We start from the raw sequence: 17,216 nt of genomic DNA, 5'->3' as shown, positions 1-17,216 counted from the left end.
CGAGGGGAGAGAAGTCATGGCCGGTCCGCTGGGCGGGCTGCGCGTGGTGGAGCTCGCGGGCATCGGGCCCGGGCCCCACGGCGCTATGGTCCTGGCCGACCTGGGGGCCGACGTGGTCCGGATCGAGCGTCCCGCGGCCGCACGGGCCACGCCGGGACGCGACCAGCTGCTCCGCAACCGTCGTGTGATGGAGCTCGACCTGAAGGATGCCGCCGACGTCGAACGGGCCGTGGAGCTGATCGCGGCGGCCGACGTCCTGGTCGAGGGGTTCCGCCCCGGGGTCACCGAACGACTCGGCCTCGGGCCCGAGGACTGCCTCGGGCGCAACCCGGGGCTGGTCTACGCCCGGATGACGGGCTGGGGACAGGAGGGCCCGCGCGCCTCGTCAGCTGGCCACGACATCAACTTCATCGGCCTCACCGGCGCGCTCCACGCCATCGGGCGGGCCGGCGAGCGGCCGGTGCCGCCGCTGAACCTGGTCGGCGACTTCGGCGGCGGCTCGATGCTGCTGGTGGTCGGCGTGCTCGCCGCGCTCCACGAGCGGCAGCGATCGGGCCGGGGTCAGGTCGTCGACGCGGCGATGGTCGACGGCGCGGGGCTGCTGCTGCAGATGGCCTGGAGCATGCGCGGGGAGGGAACGTGGTCCGACGCGCGGGGAGACAACCTACTCGACGGAGCCGCCCCCTTCTACGACACCTACGCGTGCGCCGACGGCCGGTGGATGGCGGTCGGCGCGATGGAGCCCCAGTTCTACGCGGAGCTGGTGGCGGGCCTCGGCTTCGCGCCGGAGGACCTGCCCGACCGCGACGAGAAGGCGAACTGGCCCGCGCTGCGACAACGTTTCGCCGCCGCGTTCGCCACCCGTGACCGGGACGCCTGGGTCGAGGTGTTCGGGGCCCGCGACGCCTGCGCGACCCCGGTGTTGGCCTTCGGCGAAGTCGCCGGGGACCCGCACATCGCCGCGCGCCGCGGCGTCGTCGAGGTCGACGGCGTCGCCCAGGCGGCCCCGGCGCCCCGGTTCTCGCGGACTCCGGCGGCACGACCGGCCGCGCCTACCACGCCGGTCGCGGTCGAGACGGTCCTGGCGGGCTGGGCAGCGGCGGGCGGCGCCGGGCGGGCCACGCTGGCTCAGGGATGGGTGAGATGACGGAGCAAATGGCGGCGCGGGCCACTGGCCGCCGCGAGGAAGCGTTGGAGGGCATCGTCGCCACTGCCACAGCGTTGTTCGCCGAGCGCGGATACCACGCCACTGGGGTGGCCGAGCTCGGTCGCGCCGTCGGCCTGGGGTCCGGCGCCCTCTACCACTACATCGGCTCCAAAGAGGAGCTGCTGCTCACGATCATCCGGCGGCACCTGGAGCAGGTCATCGTCTTCGGCCGAGGGCTGCAGGAACAACCGGGGACGGCACGGGAGAAGCTGCACGAGCTCGGCCGCGAGCACATGCGTCTGGTCGCGGACCGGCGCCTCGATCTGATCGTCCAGCTCCGTGAGGTGGACTCTCTGACGGGCGAACGCCGCGCGGCCATGTTGCGCCTGCGCGCCGAGGTCGAGGACATCTGGAACGACATCGTGCGCCGAGGCCACGCGGACGGCGAGTTCACGGCCGTCGACCCGCTGTTCGTCAAGGTCGCGCTCGGCGCCCTCAACTACTCCGTGCTCTGGTTCCACGCCGACGGACCGTCGACGCCGGAGCAGGTGGGCGATCGGATCATCGACATGCTGCTGTCCGGACAGGGCGGTCCCACCCCGTCGGGGTGGCCGTCCTCCGGCAGCGATGGAAGGAGCCCCAGGTGGGGAAGCTGAGTGGACGCACGGCCCTGGTCACCGGTGGCAGCCGGGGAATGGGCCGGGCGATGGTCGAGGCGTTCGCAGCCGAGGGAGCAGACGTCGTCATCGCGAGCCGCAAGCTCGAGAGCTGCGAGGAGCTCGCGGCGAGCGTGCAGCAGGAGTACGGCGTGCGGGCGCTGCCGGTCGCCTGCAACGTGTCGAACTGGGACCACTGCGACGCACTGGTCGACCGCGCCTACGGTGAGTTCGGGCGGGTCGACGTCCTGGTCAACAACGCGGGGCTCTCGCCCCTGTACCCGAGCCTCGACGAGGTCTCCGAGCAGCTGTTCGACAAGATCATCGGCGTGAACCTCAAGGGGCCGTTCCGGCTCGCCGCAGCGATCGGCACGCGCATGGCGGCGGGCGGCGGCGGGTCCATCGTCAACGTCAGCTCGATCGAGGCGATCCGCCCGCGCGCGGAGTCGATCCCGTACGCCGCGGCGAAGGCGGGCCTGAACAACCTGACCGAGGGACTGTCGCGGGCGTTCGGCCCAACGGTGCGGGTCAACGCGATCCAGGCCGGTCCGTTCCTCACCGACATCTCGGACGCCTGGACCCCGGAGACCCTGGAGTCGTTCAACCGGTCGCTGACCCTGGAGCGGTGCGGCAGGCCCGACGAGATCGTGGGTGCCGCGCTGTACTTCGCCACGGACGCGTCGTCCTTCTGCACCGGGGCCATCCTGCGGCTCGACGGGGGCTACCCGTGAGCAACACGGCGATCGCCGGAATCGATCTCGACCGGCTGGCCCGCTGGATGGACACCGAGGGACTGGGCGGCGGACCGATCGGCCCCGTCACACCGCTGCGCGGGGGCACCCAAAACGTCATGATCCGGTTCGGCCGGGCTGGACGGGACTACGTGCTGCGCCGCGGCCCCGAACACCTGCGGAAGGGCAGCGACACGAGCATCCGGCGCGAGATGCGCGTGCTCACCGCGCTGGCGCAGACCAACGTCCCGCATCCGCGGATCATCCGGTCGTGCCCGGATACCGACGTCCTCGGCGCCAGCTTCTACCTCATGGATCCGGTGGACGGCTTCAACGCCGCGGTCGAGCTGCCCGATCGGTTCGCCCACGACGCCGGGCTGCGTCGCGAGACGGCGCTGGCCGCGGTGGACGCGGTGGCGCGGCTCGGGTCGGTGGACCACGTCGCCGTCGGTCTGGGTGACTTCGGGAGACCGACCGGGTTCCTCGAGCGCCAGGTGGCGCGGTGGTCGGCGGAGCTGGCGGGCTACGCCACCCACGAGCCGTACCGGCGGTCCGGGCCACCCGACGTCGCGGACCTCGCGCAGTGGCTGGAGGCCCGGCGACCCACCGCCTGGGCTCCCGGGTTGATGCACGGCGACTTCCACCTGGGGAACGTGTTGTTCGCCCGCGACGAGGCCGCGGTCGCCGCCGTCGTCGACTGGGAGATGGCGACGATCGGCGACCCGTTGCTCGACCTCGGCTGGTTGCTGGCCACCTGGGCGCCGGAACCGGGCGGCTCCGACCTGCTCGACAGCCCGCTGAGCAGAGCGGGCGGACTGCCCGACCCTGGAGAGCTGGTGGAGCGCTACGGCGCGCGCACCGGCACCCACCCGTCGTCGATCGACTGGTACACGGTCCTGGCCTGTTTCAAGCTCGGCATCCTGCTCGAAGGCACCTACCTGCGGTCGCTGACCGGGCGGGCCGACCTCGCCACCGGCGCCGCCCTGCGGGAGCGGGCGAACCGCCTGTTCACCCGCGCCCGCTCCCTGGTCGAGTCGACCTGACCGACCTGCCCCACTCCCCCGACGCCCCCTGGAGACGACGATGGCATGGGACTTCTCCACCGACGAGGACTTCGAGAAGAAGCTGTCGTGGATGACCGAGTTCGTCCGAACCGAGATCTGGCCACTGGAGACCCTCGACCTGCCCTGGCCGGAGCTGCGCCGCGCGATCGCGCCGCTGCGCGAGCAGGTCAAGGAGCGCGGTCTCTGGGCCGCCCACCTCTCACCCGAGCACGGAGGGCAGGGCTTCGGGCAGCTAAAGCTCGGACTCATGCACGAGATCCTCGGTACCTCCCCGCTGGGCCCGCTGGTGTTCGGCAACCAGCCACCGGACTCGGGCAACGCCGAGATCCTCGCGCTGTCCGGCACCCCCGAACAGAAGGAGCGCTGGTTCGAGCCCCTGCTCGCCGGCGACATGCTCTCGTCGTTCGCGATGACGGAGCTCGACACGCCGGGGTCCGATCCCACCCAGCTGGCCACCACCGCGGTGCCCGACGGTGACGACTGGGTGATCAACGGCCACAAGTGGTTCATCAGCAACGCGGAGACCGCGGACTTCGTCATCGTGGTCGCGGTAACCGACCCCGACGGGCCGCGGCACGGCCGCGTCTCCCAGTTCATCGTCCCGGCGGGCACCCCCGGCATGGAGGTCGTGCGGCCCCTCGGGACGATGGAGGAGCCGCACCCCCGCGCGGGCTACTTCCCCGGCCACGCCGAGATGCGACTCACCGACGTGCGGCTGCCCGCCTCGGCGATGCTCGGAGCGCGCGGCGCGGGTTTCGCGGTCGCCCAGCAGCGGCTCGGGCCGGGCCGGATCCACCACTGCATGCGCTGGCTCGGCCAGGCCCGGCGCGCCTTCGACATGATGTGCGAGCGCGCGACCTACCGCCGGGCCCACGGCGGGGTGCTCGGTGAGAAGGGGACGATCCGGGACTGGATCGCCGACTCCGCCGCCGAGATGCACGCCGCCCGGCTGATGACGCTGCACGCCGCCTGGATCGCCGACACGCAGGGCTTCGCCGCCGCCCGCAAGGAGATCGCCTACATCAAGTACTTCGGCGCCCGGGTCCTCCACGACGTGATCGACCGCGCAATCCAGGTGCACGGCTCGCTCGGCTTCTCCACCGACCTGCCGCTGGAGTCGATGTACCGGGCCGCCCGCGCCGCCCGCTTCTACGACGGTCCGGACGAGGTGCACCGCGACAGCGTCGCCCGGCTCATCCTCAAGGGCTACGCGGCGCCGAAGGACGACGTGCCGAGCGAGCACGTCCCGACCCGACGGGACGAGGCGCGCGAGCGGTTCCGGTGGCTGCTCGAGGCCGCGTCCGCATGACCCCGCTCATGCGTGCCGTCCGGCAAGAGGCCGTCGGCACCGACCCCCGGATCGTCGAGGTGCCCGTACCCGCTCCGCGGCGCGGCGAAGTACGCATTGCGATGCGTGCCTGCGGCATCTGCGGGTCGGACCTGCACCTGATCGAGGGCAGCACCGCGACCGGCTTCCTGCCGATCACCCTGGGGCACGAGCCCGCCGGCGTGGTCGACGCCGTGGGCCCCGGCGTCGAGGATGTCGAGATCGGGCAGCGCGTGGTCGTCAACCCGATGCTCTCCTGCGGGGACTGCGCGGCATGCGGGCGCGATAGGCCGAACCTCTGCGCCCGGCTCGCGATCCTGGGGGTCGGCGCCAACGGGGCGCACGCCGAGTACTTCCTGGCCCCGGCGGCCAACTGCGTGCCGCTGCCCGAGGGGATCGGGTTCGCCGAGGGCGCCGTGGTCACCGACGCCGTCGCGACCCCAATGCACGCTATCCGGGGCGCCGCGGTACGCCCCGGGGAGACCGTCGCGGTCTACGGCGCCGGAGGTCTCGGCGGTCACGCGATCATGCTGCTCACCCAGGTGTTCGGCGCCCGGGTGATCGCGGTCGATACCCAAGACAGCGCGCTGGAGCGCGCCCTCGCCCTCGGCGCCCACCAGGTCGTCGACGCCCGGGTCGGGCGCCCCGCCCGAGAGGTGGTCGAGGCGTCCGACGGCGGGGTCGACGCGGCGTTCGACGTCGTCGGATCAGTGCAGGTCGTCGAGCAGTGCCTGCGGTCACTGCGACCCGGCGGGCGCTGCGTGGCGGTGGGCGTGTCGCCGGACCGGCTCGCGCTCTCGGTACGGCTGGAGACCCTGGTGGCCCGCGAGCTGGGCCTCACCGGCTCGATCGGCTTTCTACAGCAGGACATCGTCGACGTGCTCGCCCTGATGGACGCCGGCACGCTGCACCTCGACGGCGGGGTGAGCCACCGGTTCCCCCTCGATCACTACGCCGACGGCCTCGCCACCCTGCGGGACCGGTCCTCGTCGGCCATGCGGGTCGTCATCACCCACGACCCGCGGTGACCGTCGCGGCGGTCTCCGCTCAGAATGACGTGTCCATGATGGTCCGGGGATTGGTGACCATCATGGCCTCGATGTCCGCCCCGCTCGCGCAGGGCCGGCAGGACGCGGTCGGGGATCAGGCGGTAGTGCCAGTCCGCCGCCATGTCGGCCTGCGGCACAGCTCGTCGGGGACGATGTCCGACACCACGTTGGTGTCGTGCGGGAGCACCATCCCCGAGACGTAGCCGCGCTCGCAGAGCCGGACGACGACGTCGATGCGCTGCTCCAAGGACGCGGCGGGGGCGAACCCGAACCGGTTCATGCCCAGCCAGGACCCCGCGTCGGCCAGCCGCAGCAGGTAGTCGAGGTCCGCGCTGTCCCAGCGTGCCCGATCACCACCCGGCCGAGGTCGACCCCGGCGTCGGCCAGGACCTCCTGCTGGACCAGGCCCTGGCGGGTGCCGGCGTGCGAGTGGGTCGAGATCACCGCGCCGGTGCGCAGGTGCGCCTTCGCGATCTGCGCGGCGATCACCTCGCCGTCCGGCAGCCGCCCGGCCAGCAGGTGCAGCTCCGCCTCCGACATCGTGCCCTTCAACCCCAGACGGCCAGCGCATACTGCCGGGCCGTCGACTCGGATAGTTGCTCGATCCTGGGGAGCCCACCGAGGAGGGCGAGATCTGTGTCGACCTGGCGAAGCGCCGATGAGCCTGCTGACCGGCTACCAGGGCGACCCGGAACGCGACGCGGAGGCCATGGCCGGCGGCTACTACCACACCGGCGACGTCGCCTCCCGCGACAAGGATGGCTACATCTTCTACATCGGCCGCACCGACGACGTGTTCGAAGCCTCGGACTACAAGATCTCCCCGTTCGAACTGGAGTCGGTGCTCATCGAGCATCCCGCCGTGGCGGAAGCGGCGATCGTCCCCGCTCCGGATGAACTCCGCCTCGCCGTGCCCAAGGCCTACGTCGGTCTGGCCACCGGCTACGAGCCGTCGAAGGAGACGGCGTTCGAGATCCTCAAACACGCCCGAGAGAACCTGGCTCCCTACCAGCGGGTCCGACGCATCGAGTTCCTCGAGCTACCCAAGACCCTGTCCGGCAAGATCCGTCGCGTCGACCTGCGCAGCCGCGAGGAACTGGCCGCCACCGGGCAAACCCAGCTCACCGAATGGCGCGACGACCAGTCCCCGCAGCTACGAAGGGTGGTGGTCGTGGAAACAGGGTCCTGAGCGGCGCCGCCTCTACTCCCCACCTACCTGCCGAGACCGATAGGAGAACTCACAAGCCATGCGACATGGTGTCACCCTCTTCGTGAACAACGCATCGGACAATGAGCGTTTCCTCGAACTGGAGGACGGCGACGGGAAGCCGGGCGACCCCGCGTCGCCTGTCCTGATCACGGCGCATCAATGCGCAGGACCGCGCACCACATCTCGGTGAGCAGGTCGAGCAGGCGCTGTTGATCGGCTTCGAAGACCCGCTGAACTCGCCAGCGGAAACAGATCTGATCGAGCTGGACGACGAGGAGCTGAACGCGAGTCCGTGCATCGTCCCGTTCGGCGGGTGGGAGGCGGTCGAGGTATCGCTCAAGCTCGAGCGCGAGTTGATCGAACATTCCTTTCCACCCGGCTGCGATGTCTAGGTCGGCTACCGTGGCCTCCTGCCACGCCGGCTGAAAGGCGGCGTTGTCGTCCCACCAACGCACGGCGATGGTGAGCCATTCCCGGACGGCGTTGCGTGAGTCCTGGATCAGCGCGTCGTCGAGTAGCCGCCAGTAGGGCGCGGTCTCCGCGGTCACCTGCGCGGCCACCGCCTTGAACACCTCTGACTTGTTGTTGAAGTGCAGATAGAACGTCGCCCGGTTGATCGAAGCCTCGTTAGCGATGTCGCCGACCGTCGCCTGTCCGTACCCGGTCCGCTCGAAGACGACCTTGGCTGCGGATACGAGCCGCCGCCGGGTCACGTCGCGCTGCTCGTCGCGCAACGTGAGCCTTGCTCCGGGCCGGTCATGGGGCGATGAAGCCATGGCGGCGACGATACCGGCACCGAAGTCTCACCCGCCCAACACCTTAACGATCACGACAACAAGGAGACGGTTGACACAACAGTATGTCCTCCGAGACAGTTGTGAGAGCTAGCTCACTCGGAGCTGGTTGCAGTTCTCCCTGGTCACGCCAATGACGACGCGCCGAGAGGAAGCTGATCTTGAAGAGCATCTGGTTCCACATGCAGGGGTATCGAGACCTGCCCGCCGACTTCAAGCAACGCTACGAGAGCAGCTGGGTGACTCCGCCCAACCGCGAGCTGTGCGACCCGGAGCAGGTCAGGAAGTACCTGCACTGGAACCTGGACGAGTTGGAGTACGCCGACGATCTCGGGTTCGACGGGATCGGCACGAACGAGCACCACTCCAACGTCTACGGTTTTCCGATCTCGCCCGCGGTCACAGCGGCGACGCTGGCCCGCCGCCAGTCCGATGCGGCGATCTGCATCCTCGGTATGACCCTGCCGACGACCGTTCCCATGCGGGTAGCGGAGGAGATCGCCTGGCTGGACTGCATGAGCGGAGGCCGGATGATCGCCGGCCTGCCGGTCGGGTCGGCGATGGACACGTGCGGCGTCGCCGGTCTTCCGCCGGATCAGGTGCGGCCCCGCTGGTACGAGGGCATGGAGCTGCTGCGTCAGGCCTGGACCCGCCCCGGTCCATTCCCCTTCAACGGTAAGTTCAACAAGATCCGCCACGTCAACCCGTGGCCGGTGCCCTACCAGAATCCGCACCCGCCGATGTGGCTTGCGGGTGGCGGGTCTCTGGAGACCTACCAGTACGCCGCGAAGTACGACCTCGCCTACAGCTACCTGAGCTTCAACGGCGCCAAGTACGCGAAGTCGCTGATGCAGGGGTTCTGGGACGTCATCGAGGAGAGCGGGCTCGACGACAACCCGTACCGGGCCGGTTTCGCCCAGTTCATCGCTGTCGCCGACACCGACGCCGAGGCCGAGCGGCTCTACGGCAAGCACATCGAGAACTTCTACAACAAGTCGATGCACATCCCGCAGCACTTTCTGATGGCACCGGGCTACGTCACGAAGAAGAGCCTGGAGAACATGCTGGCCAAGGCGGGTAGCTCCAGCCCGTTCCTGACGAAGAAGGATCCGAGTTTCAAGGACTCGATCGAGTCGGGTGCCGCGATCTGTGGCAGCCCGGACACCGTGGCCGAGCAGCTGATCGAGGCGATCAAGGACCTGCACATCGGCCACCTCATCGCGCTGATGCAGATCCAGTCGATGCCGACTGAGCTCACCAAGAGCAGTACCAAGTTGTTCGCCGAGAAGGTGATGCCGAGGCTTCGCGAGGTCTGGAAGGACAAGGGTTACGAGGACCATTGGTGGCCGTCCGGCGCCACGCGCAACCAGTCGGCGCCCGCCGCCGTGTCCACGGGGGAGGCACGATGACCACTGCGTCCGACCGTGTCGCGCTCAGTGGCGCGTTCAGCCCGAACCCGGTGATCGGTGAGGGCAGTGGATCACCGGTCGTGTTCCTGCACGGTCCGTTCGGTCAGGAGTGGCCGGGCTTCCTCGAGGATCTCGCGGGTGCACACCATGTCCTGGCTCCGGCGAACCCGGGTGCCGAGGAGCCAGGAGACCTCGAACTCCTCGACGACATGCACGACCTCGTCCTCTATTACGACGAGCTCTTCGAGAACCTCGGCCTCGACGTCCCGTTCGACCTCATCGGGCACTCCTACGGCGGGATGATCGCCGCCGAGTACGCGGCGGCCCACCCGGCAAAGGTCCGCAAGCTGGTTCTGATCGACAGCATGGGACTGTGGACCGACGAGGTCCCGGTCGAGGACTTCATCACCGTCTCACCAGAAGTCCTGCTCTCGCAGCTCTGGTCGGACGTCACCAAGCCTGAGGTCGCCGAGCGCATCACGCCGTCCGACGACGTCGCCGAGGCACAGACGCAGGTCATCAAACAGTTTGTATCTCTGTCGAGCGTCGCTCACTTCACCTCACCGATCCCCGAACGGGGCCTGGCCAAGCGTCTCCGCCGGGTCCGGGCCGAGGCGCTGCTGCTGTGGGGTGCTGAGGACGGGCTCGTTCCTCCGCGCTACGCCGAAGAGTTCCGCCGCCACCTTCCAGCCGCGCAGGTCGAGATCGTCGAGGGCGCCGCCCACTACCCCCACGTCGAGCAGCGGGAATCGGTCAGTCGCCGAGTTCTCGACTTCCTGGCCTGAGCTGAGCCGACCGAGTACGAAAGGAGTTCCTCCATGGCGCTCGACCCTGATGCCCAGGAACTGGCCGAGAATCTGTCCTCGCTCATGCCGGGCCCGCTGTACTCACTCGGTGTCACGGGGGCCCGCGCGTTCGTCGACCAGCTCGGCGAGCAGAGCCCACCTCCCCCGCCGCTACACTCCGTCGAGGCCCGGACGGTCCCCGGCCCGGGCGGCCCGATCCCGATACGCGTCTACCGACCAGGTCCGACCGAAGGCCTTCCGGTACTGGTCTACTACCACGGAGGCGGCTGGACCATCGGCGGTCTTGACGGTGTGGAGGCGCTCTGTCGCACACTGTCGGCCAAGGCTGGCTGCGCAGTGGTGTCGGTCGACTACCGCCTCGCACCGGAACACAAGTTCCCTGCGGCCGTCGACGACTGCTACGCCGCAGTCGAGTGGGTGGCCACCCATGCAGACGAGGTGGGCGGTGACCCGCGACGGATCGCCGTCGGCGGCGACAGCGCGGGGGCCAACCTGTCCGCGGCGATCTGCCTACTCGCCCGAGACCGGGGTGGACCGTCGATCGCCCTCCAGCTGCTGGCCTACCCGGCCACGGAGTATGCGGTCGAGCGACCGTCGTGGGTCGAACATTCCTCCGCACCGATGCTGACCTCGGAGGACGTGACCTGGTTCTGGGGACAGTACCTCCGCGACGAGGCAGACCGGGTCGATCCCCGTGCCACCCCGGCCAACGCCTCCTCGTTGGCCGGGCTTCCGCCCGCCTTCGTACTCACCGCCGAGCAGGACCCGATTCGGGACGACGGTGAGCAGTATGCCGAACGGCTCCGCGAGGCCGGGGGCGACGTCGTCCTCAAGCGCTACCCCGGGGTCTTCCACGGATTCTTCAGCATGGTCGGAGTGCTGAGCCGTACCGACGAAGCGGTAGAGGACGCCGTCGCACATCTGACTCGGGCTTTCGAGCCTAGTGGAGTCTCGTCCATCGGCTGACCTCGCAGGGACGGCCACATCGGTAGTCAGTCGGACCGGTGTCCGGTGTCCGGTGAGCGGCTGATGGCTGCGCACCGGACACCGCCGTCGTCATCGGCAGCGTCCTTGGCGTGTGTGAACAGAGTTATTCATGGAGGTAGCACCGTGGGCACAGGCTCGACGGGCGAGAAGCGGTCACCGGGCCCCACCACATCCGAACAACGCGTGGAGCGGGCACTCGCCGAGCTCTGTCGCGGTCGGCTCGTTCTTGTGGTCGACGACGAGGACCGCGAGAACGAGGGCGACCTCATCATGGCCGCCGAGCTGGCCACGGCCGAGCAGATGGCGTTCATGATCCGCCATACCAGCGGCCTGCTTTGTGTCGCGGTCACCGAAGAGCGTGCCGAGGAGCTGCAGCTGCCTCCCATGGTGGTCGACGGCGACGATCCGAAGGGGACGGCCTTCACAGTCTCGGTCGACCTGCGCGCGGGCACGACGACGGGAGTGTCGGGGGCGGACCGCGCCCTCACCGTCCGGGCTCTGGCCGACCCGGCGACCCGCCCCACGGATTTGTGCCGTCCGGGTCACGTCTTCCCCCTCATCGCCCGGCCGGGTGGCGTGCTCCAGCGCGGCGGACACACTGAGAGCACCGTCGACCTGTGCCGGCTCGCCGGGCTGGAAGCGGTCGGAGTCCTCGCCGAAATCACAAACGACGACGGCACCATGGCGCGTCGGCCAGAGCTGCGTCGGTTCGCAACCGAACACGACATCGTCACCCTGTCGGTCGCCGACCTCGTCTCCTACCGTCGGCGGCGCGACGCCCTCGTGCAACGCGAGGCGATGGGACGCATACCGTCCGACCACGGCGAGTTCACCGCGGTCTCGTTCCGGTCGACCACCGACGGCATCGAGCACGTCGCGCTGATCCTCGGTGACGTCAACCAGCGCGGTGAGCCAGACGCCGAGCCGGTTCTCGTCCGGGTTCACTCCGAGTGTCTCACCGGCGATGTCTTCGGGTCCCGGCGCTGCGACTGCGGCGAGCAGCTGGACGCGGCGATCGGTCTGATCGGCGAGCGTGGACGTGGCGTGATCGTCTATCTGCGTGGCCACGAAGGCCGGGGGATCGGCCTGTCGCACAAGCTACGCGCCTACACGCTGCAGGACGCCGGCCTCGACACCGTAGATGCCAACACCGCACAGGGCCTGCCCGTCGACAGTCGGGAGTACGGCATCGGCGCACAGATCCTCGGCGACCTCGGCGTACACAACATCCGCCTGATGACCAACAACCCGGTCAAGTACCGCGGCCTCGCAGCACACGGCATCCGTATCGCCGGACGAGAGCCGATCATTGTCGCGCCGAACCCCGACAACCTCCATTACCTGGCCACGAAGAGGACTCGCCTGGACCATCGGCTCGGCGGGATCGAGGTCTCGTGACCTGTGCGGGGTATGCCCCGTCCCCGCCCGACACGACGACACTCGGCTCACAGCCGGAATGCAACCCGACGAGCCGCCGAACGGTAGGTACCGCCGCAACCAGAACGTAGCGATAGGAGATCGACCATGGCCGACACGGGTCTGCCACTGCTCTCGTACGCCTCCGGGACCTCGGACACCCCGCTGCTCGGTGACACCATCGGCGACAACTTCGACCGCACCGCCGCGGCGTTCGGCGACAACGACGCACTGGTCGAGATGGCGACCGCTCGCCGCTGGACCTACTCCCAGCTGCGCGAGGACGTCGACCGGCTCGCCTGCGGCCTGCTCGCCGCGGGCGTCCGGACCGGGGACCGGCTCGGCATCTGGGCGCCGAACATGGCCGAATGGACACTGGTCCAGTACGCCACCGCGAAGCTCGGCGTCGTCCTGGTCAACATCAACCCGTCCTACCGGACGCACGAGCTCGAGTTCGTGCTGAAGCAGGCCGGGATCTCGACGCTCGTCGCGGCGAGCGCGTTCAAGACCTCGGACTACGAGAAGATGATCGGCGAGGTCCGGGGGGACTGCCCGGACCTGCAGCGCGTCGTCATCATCGGGTCGGACGAGTGGACGGCGCTGGCCGACGGCGGTGCCGCTGCCGACCGGGCCGAGCTGGCCGAGATCCAGGCGTCGCTCACCGCGGACGACCCGATCAACATCCAATACACGTCCGGGACGACCGGGTTCCCGAAGGGCGCGACGCTGTCGCACCACAACATCCTCAACAACGGCTACTACGTCGGCCGGCTGTGCGGCTACACCGAACACGACCGGGTCTGCATCCCGGTGCCGTTCTACCACTGCTTCGGCATGGTCATGGGCAACCTGGGCTGCACCACCAACGGCTCCACCATGGTCATCCCGGCCCAGGGCTTCGACCCGAAGGCGACGCTGAAGGCCGTCGAGCAGGAGCGCTGCACCTCGCTCTACGGCGTCCCGACGATGTTCATCGCCGAGCTCAACGACCCGGAGTTCGAGTCCTACGACCTGTCCAGCCTGCGCACCGGGATCATGGCCGGCTCGCCGTGCCCGGTCGAGGTGATGAAGCAGGTCGTGGAGCGGATGGGGATGGGCGAGGTGACGATCTGCTACGGCATGACCGAGACCTCGCCGGTGTCGATCCAGACCCGGGCCGACGACTCGCTGGACCGCCGGGTCTCCACCGTCGGCCGGGTGCACCCGCATCTGGAGGTCAAGATCGTCGACCCGGCGAACGGGAAGACCGTGCCCCGCGGCGAGGCCGGTGAGCTGTGCACCCGCGGCTACTCGGTGATGCTCGGCTACTGGGACCAGCCGGAGAAGACCGCCGAGGTGATCGACCAGGCTCGCTGGATGCACACCGGCGACATCGGCGTGATGGACGACGAGGGGTACGTCAACATCACCGGCCGGATCAAGGACATGGTGATCCGCGGCGGGGAGAACGTGTACCCCCGCGAGATCGAGGAGTTCCTCTACACCCACCCGGACGTCCTCGACGCACAGGTCATCGGGGTGCCGGACGAGCGCTACGGCGAGGAGCTCTGCGCCTGGGTCATCCTGCGCGAGGGCGCGGCGGAGATGACCGCCGAGTCGCTGCGCGAGTTCGCCACCGGCAAGCTCGCGCACTACAAGATCCCGCGCTACGTGCTGGCCGTCGACGAGTTCCCGATGACGGTCACCGGCAAGGTCCGCAAGGTGGAGATGCGGGAGAAGTCGGTCGACCTGCTCGGCATCGGCGACGCCGCAGCCGTGCGGAGTACCTGAGGCGGGAGCTCAGTGAGCTCATGGAAGGTCCTTTCACAGGTTTGGGAGGGTCAGACGACAGCGCCTGCGCAGAGGTCCGCGGCGGTGCGGCCGAGTTCGCGCATGGTCGAGCCGGTGTGCTCCAGGTGAATCCTGACTCGCGGGCTCCGGGTGAACGTTGACCCCCTGGATGGCAGCCGTGAAGGCCGAGGCCACGGGCGCGCCGAAGTCTGCGCTGGGTGAACGGCGGCGGGCGCTTCCCAGAGCCGTCTGGGCGAACCAGGTCGCCAGTGGGACTCACCAGAACGAGTGGGCCGGTGGGGTCAGCGGGCGGTGTGGCCGCCGTCGACGGGGAGGGCGACGCCGACGGCGAGCTGGCAGCGGGGCTGTACAGCCCCAGCACGGCGGCTGCCATCTCCTCGGCGGTGTCGAGGCGGTTGATCGGCTGGTTCGCGGCGGCCTCGTCCCGGTCGAGGTCACAGGAGCCCAGCACCCGTCCGTCCGGACGCCCGCGTGAGATTGCGCAGTCGCAAACGCCGCACGCGATTTCAGATGCGTCGGTGGACTCGCACGGTGGCTGTTCGAGGTCCGCGGCGGCGGGCGTATCAAAGTTGATCCGGCGCTCGTTAGGCGTGGTGCCAGGGTCGCCACCGCCGGAACCTGCTGGTCGCCTGTCAGGAAGGGTCGGTCGGGAATGGACGATCTGAATCCAGTCCGCGAAGTGTCTGATCTCGTCGTCCTGCCGAGCGGTCGGGTTGCGGCCACGGGCCGCACCGACCAGGCGTGGGCGGTCCTCGGTCCCGACGGTGTCGAGATCGATGCGGTGTCGCGGTGGCTGATCGAGCTGGCAGCCAGTGATTACTCGCCGGGGACGTTGCGCTCGTATGCATATGACCTACTCGCCTGGTTTCGGTTGCTGGATGCGATGCACGTCGACTGGGCGGCTGCCAGCCTCGCCGACGTCCGCGATGTCGTGCGGTGGTACCGCATGGCCGACAATCCGCAGCGGCGGCGATCCCGGGCCGGGCAGGCTGGGACGCGTCCACCGGCCGGGTCGGTGAATCCCCGGACCGCGAAGCCCTACCTGCGGAACGAGTACGCGCCGGCCACGATTGATCACTTGTTGTCGGTGGTCAGCGAGTTCTACGAGTTCGCTGTAGCAACCGGGCTGGGGCCGTTGGCCAATCCGGTGCCCAGGTCACCGGCTCGGCGCACGCGGGAGCTGCGGACCCGGCAGGGTCCGATGGAGACTCCGCAACCGCAGCGCCGGGCGCCGTATCGGCAGAAGCGCGAGCAGCGCGCGCCCCGGGCAGTCCCGGACGAGTTGTTCAACGAGTTCTTCGCCCAGCTCCCTACGGTGCGAGATCGGGCGATCGTGTCGACCTCGGTCTCCAGCGGGGCGCGGGCGGCGGAGATGCTGTCGATGCGCCCGTGTGGGGTGCAGGTCGATACCCACACGATCGAGGTGATCGGTAAGGGCCGTCGGGAGTACCAACCGGTCCGGACTTCCCCGGACTCGCTGATGTGGATCAGTCTGTATCTGGCGGACCGTCCGGGCGGGTTCGGCCCGGCGGATCCGCTGTGGCTGGCCCTGCGCGGGCAACCGCGCCCGATGACCTACTGGTCGCTGCGGCAGGTGCTCGAGCGTGCCAACACCGCGCTGGGCACGAACATCACCTTCCACGACCTACGGCACACGTATGCCTACCGGTTAGCGGCCGACCCGACACTGCTGATCACCGACGTGCAGGAGCTGATGCGGCACGCATCACTGAGCACGACCCAGGTCTATCTGCGAACCCGGATGGAAGACCTGGTCGAGCGGCTGCTCGCGCATTACGCACGTCCGCCCGCACCACCGCCACGTCCAGCCATCGGCTACGACCCGGCCGATCTGGCGGTTCTGTTCGGCCAGGACACGGTCACCGGACCCGACGCATGAGCAAGACCGACGCCGACACCGGAACCGAAGCCGGAGTAGCCGCAGGCGGCGTGCGCACGCAAACGATGGCCGGCACCGTTGACCGTGCCGATGGCGCTCCTCACCGTGACCCGCCGCATCCCTGGTTTGAACGACCAGCCACCGAGCAGGAACGCGAGCGGATCGCCGTCGCCGCCGGTGAGCTCTCCCGCAACTTTCTCGGCCTCGACCACCGTTCCGACACCGTCGCGGCGGCGCGCCGGCACGTGCTGCTGTTCCTGGACTGGCTGGATTCCCTTCACGGGAGCTCCTATCAGCAGCGGTGGGTGGCCAGCGGCGCGGACCAGGGCGGGCCGGACTGGGCGCCGGGGCTGTCCAACCCGCGCAGACGCCCGGGCATCCGCGTCGCGGCCAGCGCGCTGATCCTGCTCGGGGTGATTCGTCCCAGCGACGAATGGTTGCTGACCGCGCATCTGACCAAGCTGTGGTGGGACTGGACCGACTACCACGATCGGCAGGTCTGGGAGCGGTTCTTCGCCGCTGGGGCCGCAACGAACGCGTCGAAGCAGCTGCTACGGTCCAGTGCAACGGTGTTGGTCCGGATCTGTATCCGGCACGGCATCGGCGTCGAACAGATCCGTGCCGAGCACATGCTGCATCACCGCGACTTCCTCGATGCCACCGGCCGCAGCACCTCCCGCAGCAGAGTCGCGATGGCCTGGCATCATGCCCGCGCCGCGGGCCTGCTGGCAGGGGAACCGGACACCATCGAGGTGCTGCTCCGCTCCCGGAGACTATCTGCGACCGAGCTCGTCGACCGCTACCAGGTAGCCAGCGCACCGGTGCGCGCTCTGTTGATCGACTACCTGACCGAGCTGGAGCCCACCCACGACTACGCCACCCGGGACAATCTGGCTCGGATGCTGGCCAACGTGTTCTGGAAGGACCTC

At 69.2% G+C, this 17,216-nt stretch carries 14 protein-coding genes and 2 pseudogenes; 14 read left to right on the top strand and 2 right to left on the bottom strand.

Annotated features, from left to right (window positions below; translation table 11 throughout):
- The first annotated feature begins 16 nt into the window (after positions 1–16).
- From ACVJO7_RS23315 to ACVJO7_RS23290, 6 genes are read left to right on the top strand one after another with little or no spacing between them, the layout of a single operon-like run.
- Positions 17–1,147 (top strand): CaiB/BaiF CoA transferase family protein, encoded by a 1,131-nt coding sequence (locus ACVJO7_RS23315; RefSeq protein ID WP_491674638.1) that lies wholly within the window; start codon positions 17–19, stop codon positions 1,145–1,147.
- Positions 1,135–1,803 carry a TetR/AcrR family transcriptional regulator gene (locus ACVJO7_RS23310; RefSeq protein ID WP_491674637.1) on the top strand — a complete coding sequence of 223 codons (669 nt, stop codon included), beginning with the start codon at positions 1,135–1,137 and terminating at the stop codon, positions 1,801–1,803. Before ACVJO7_RS23315 ends, ACVJO7_RS23310 begins: the two co-directional genes overlap by 13 nt.
- Entirely contained in the window at positions 1,791–2,534 is a 744-nt protein-coding gene (locus tag ACVJO7_RS23305; protein WP_491674636.1) for an SDR family NAD(P)-dependent oxidoreductase, read from the top strand. The genes ACVJO7_RS23310 and ACVJO7_RS23305 overlap by 13 nt, the downstream gene beginning before the upstream one ends.
- Positions 2,531–3,577, top strand: coding sequence for a phosphotransferase family protein (locus ACVJO7_RS23300; RefSeq protein ID WP_491674635.1), 1,047 nt, complete (start codon positions 2,531–2,533; stop codon positions 3,575–3,577). Before ACVJO7_RS23305 ends, ACVJO7_RS23300 begins: the two co-directional genes overlap by 4 nt.
- Positions 3,578–3,617: 40 nt before the next feature.
- A complete protein-coding gene (locus tag ACVJO7_RS23295; protein ID WP_491674634.1) occupies positions 3,618–4,907 on the top strand; it encodes an acyl-CoA dehydrogenase family protein in 1,290 nt (429 codons plus the stop codon).
- Entirely contained in the window at positions 4,904–5,953 is a 1,050-nt protein-coding gene (locus ACVJO7_RS23290) for an alcohol dehydrogenase catalytic domain-containing protein (RefSeq protein WP_491674633.1), read from the top strand. Before ACVJO7_RS23295 ends, ACVJO7_RS23290 begins: the two co-directional genes overlap by 4 nt.
- Before the next feature lie 115 nt (positions 5,954–6,068).
- Here the strand turns inward: ACVJO7_RS23290 and ACVJO7_RS23285 are convergent.
- A pseudogene (locus ACVJO7_RS23285) lies at positions 6,069–6,514 on the bottom strand (phosphotriesterase family protein).
- 56 nt (positions 6,515–6,570) lie between these two features.
- Between ACVJO7_RS23285 and ACVJO7_RS23280 the strand changes: the two are divergent.
- Positions 6,571–7,163 (top strand): annotated as a pseudogene (locus ACVJO7_RS23280) (AMP-binding enzyme); the annotation flags it as partial.
- Between the two features lie 167 nt (positions 7,164–7,330).
- Here the strand turns inward: ACVJO7_RS23280 and ACVJO7_RS23275 are convergent.
- Entirely contained in the window at positions 7,331–7,960 is a 630-nt protein-coding gene (locus tag ACVJO7_RS23275; protein WP_491674632.1) for a TetR/AcrR family transcriptional regulator, read from the bottom strand.
- Between the two features lie 179 nt (positions 7,961–8,139).
- Between ACVJO7_RS23275 and ACVJO7_RS23270 the strand changes: the two genes are divergently transcribed.
- The 7 genes from ACVJO7_RS23270 to ACVJO7_RS23240 all read left to right on the top strand — a co-directional run.
- Positions 8,140–9,387: an LLM class flavin-dependent oxidoreductase gene (locus ACVJO7_RS23270; protein ID WP_491674631.1), complete on the top strand. Its 1,248-nt coding sequence runs from the start codon at positions 8,140–8,142 to the stop codon at positions 9,385–9,387.
- Between the two features lie 80 nt (positions 9,388–9,467).
- Positions 9,468–10,172: an alpha/beta fold hydrolase gene (locus ACVJO7_RS23265; RefSeq protein WP_491674630.1), complete on the top strand. Its 705-nt coding sequence runs from the start codon at positions 9,468–9,470 to the stop codon at positions 10,170–10,172.
- A gap of 33 nt (positions 10,173–10,205) precedes the next feature.
- On the top strand, positions 10,206–11,159 hold the full coding sequence (lipP1, locus tag ACVJO7_RS23260) for a LipP1 family hormone-sensitive lipase (protein WP_491674629.1): 954 nt from the start codon (positions 10,206–10,208) through the stop codon (positions 11,157–11,159).
- Positions 11,160–11,273: 114 nt separating this feature from the next.
- Complete coding sequence (locus ACVJO7_RS23255; protein ID WP_491674759.1) at positions 11,274–12,578, top strand: bifunctional 3,4-dihydroxy-2-butanone-4-phosphate synthase/GTP cyclohydrolase II; 1,305 nt, start codon at positions 11,274–11,276, stop codon at positions 12,576–12,578.
- 126 nt (positions 12,579–12,704) lie between these two features.
- The gene (locus ACVJO7_RS23250) at positions 12,705–14,366 is read left to right on the top strand and encodes an AMP-binding protein (RefSeq protein ID WP_491674628.1); all 1,662 of its coding nucleotides are present in this window, start codon (positions 12,705–12,707) and stop codon (positions 14,364–14,366) included.
- 673 nt (positions 14,367–15,039) lie between these two features.
- A complete protein-coding gene (locus ACVJO7_RS23245; protein ID WP_491674627.1) occupies positions 15,040–16,287 on the top strand; it encodes a tyrosine-type recombinase/integrase in 1,248 nt (415 codons plus the stop codon).
- Positions 16,284–17,216 (top strand): hypothetical protein (locus ACVJO7_RS23240; RefSeq protein WP_491674626.1); only part of this gene is annotated, 933 nt, incomplete at its 3' end. The genes ACVJO7_RS23245 and ACVJO7_RS23240, both read left to right, overlap by 4 nt.

It is taken from the genome of Pseudonocardia sp. DxW (assembly GCF_058448985.1).
This window is presented reverse-complemented; position numbering and strand designations above follow the sequence as displayed.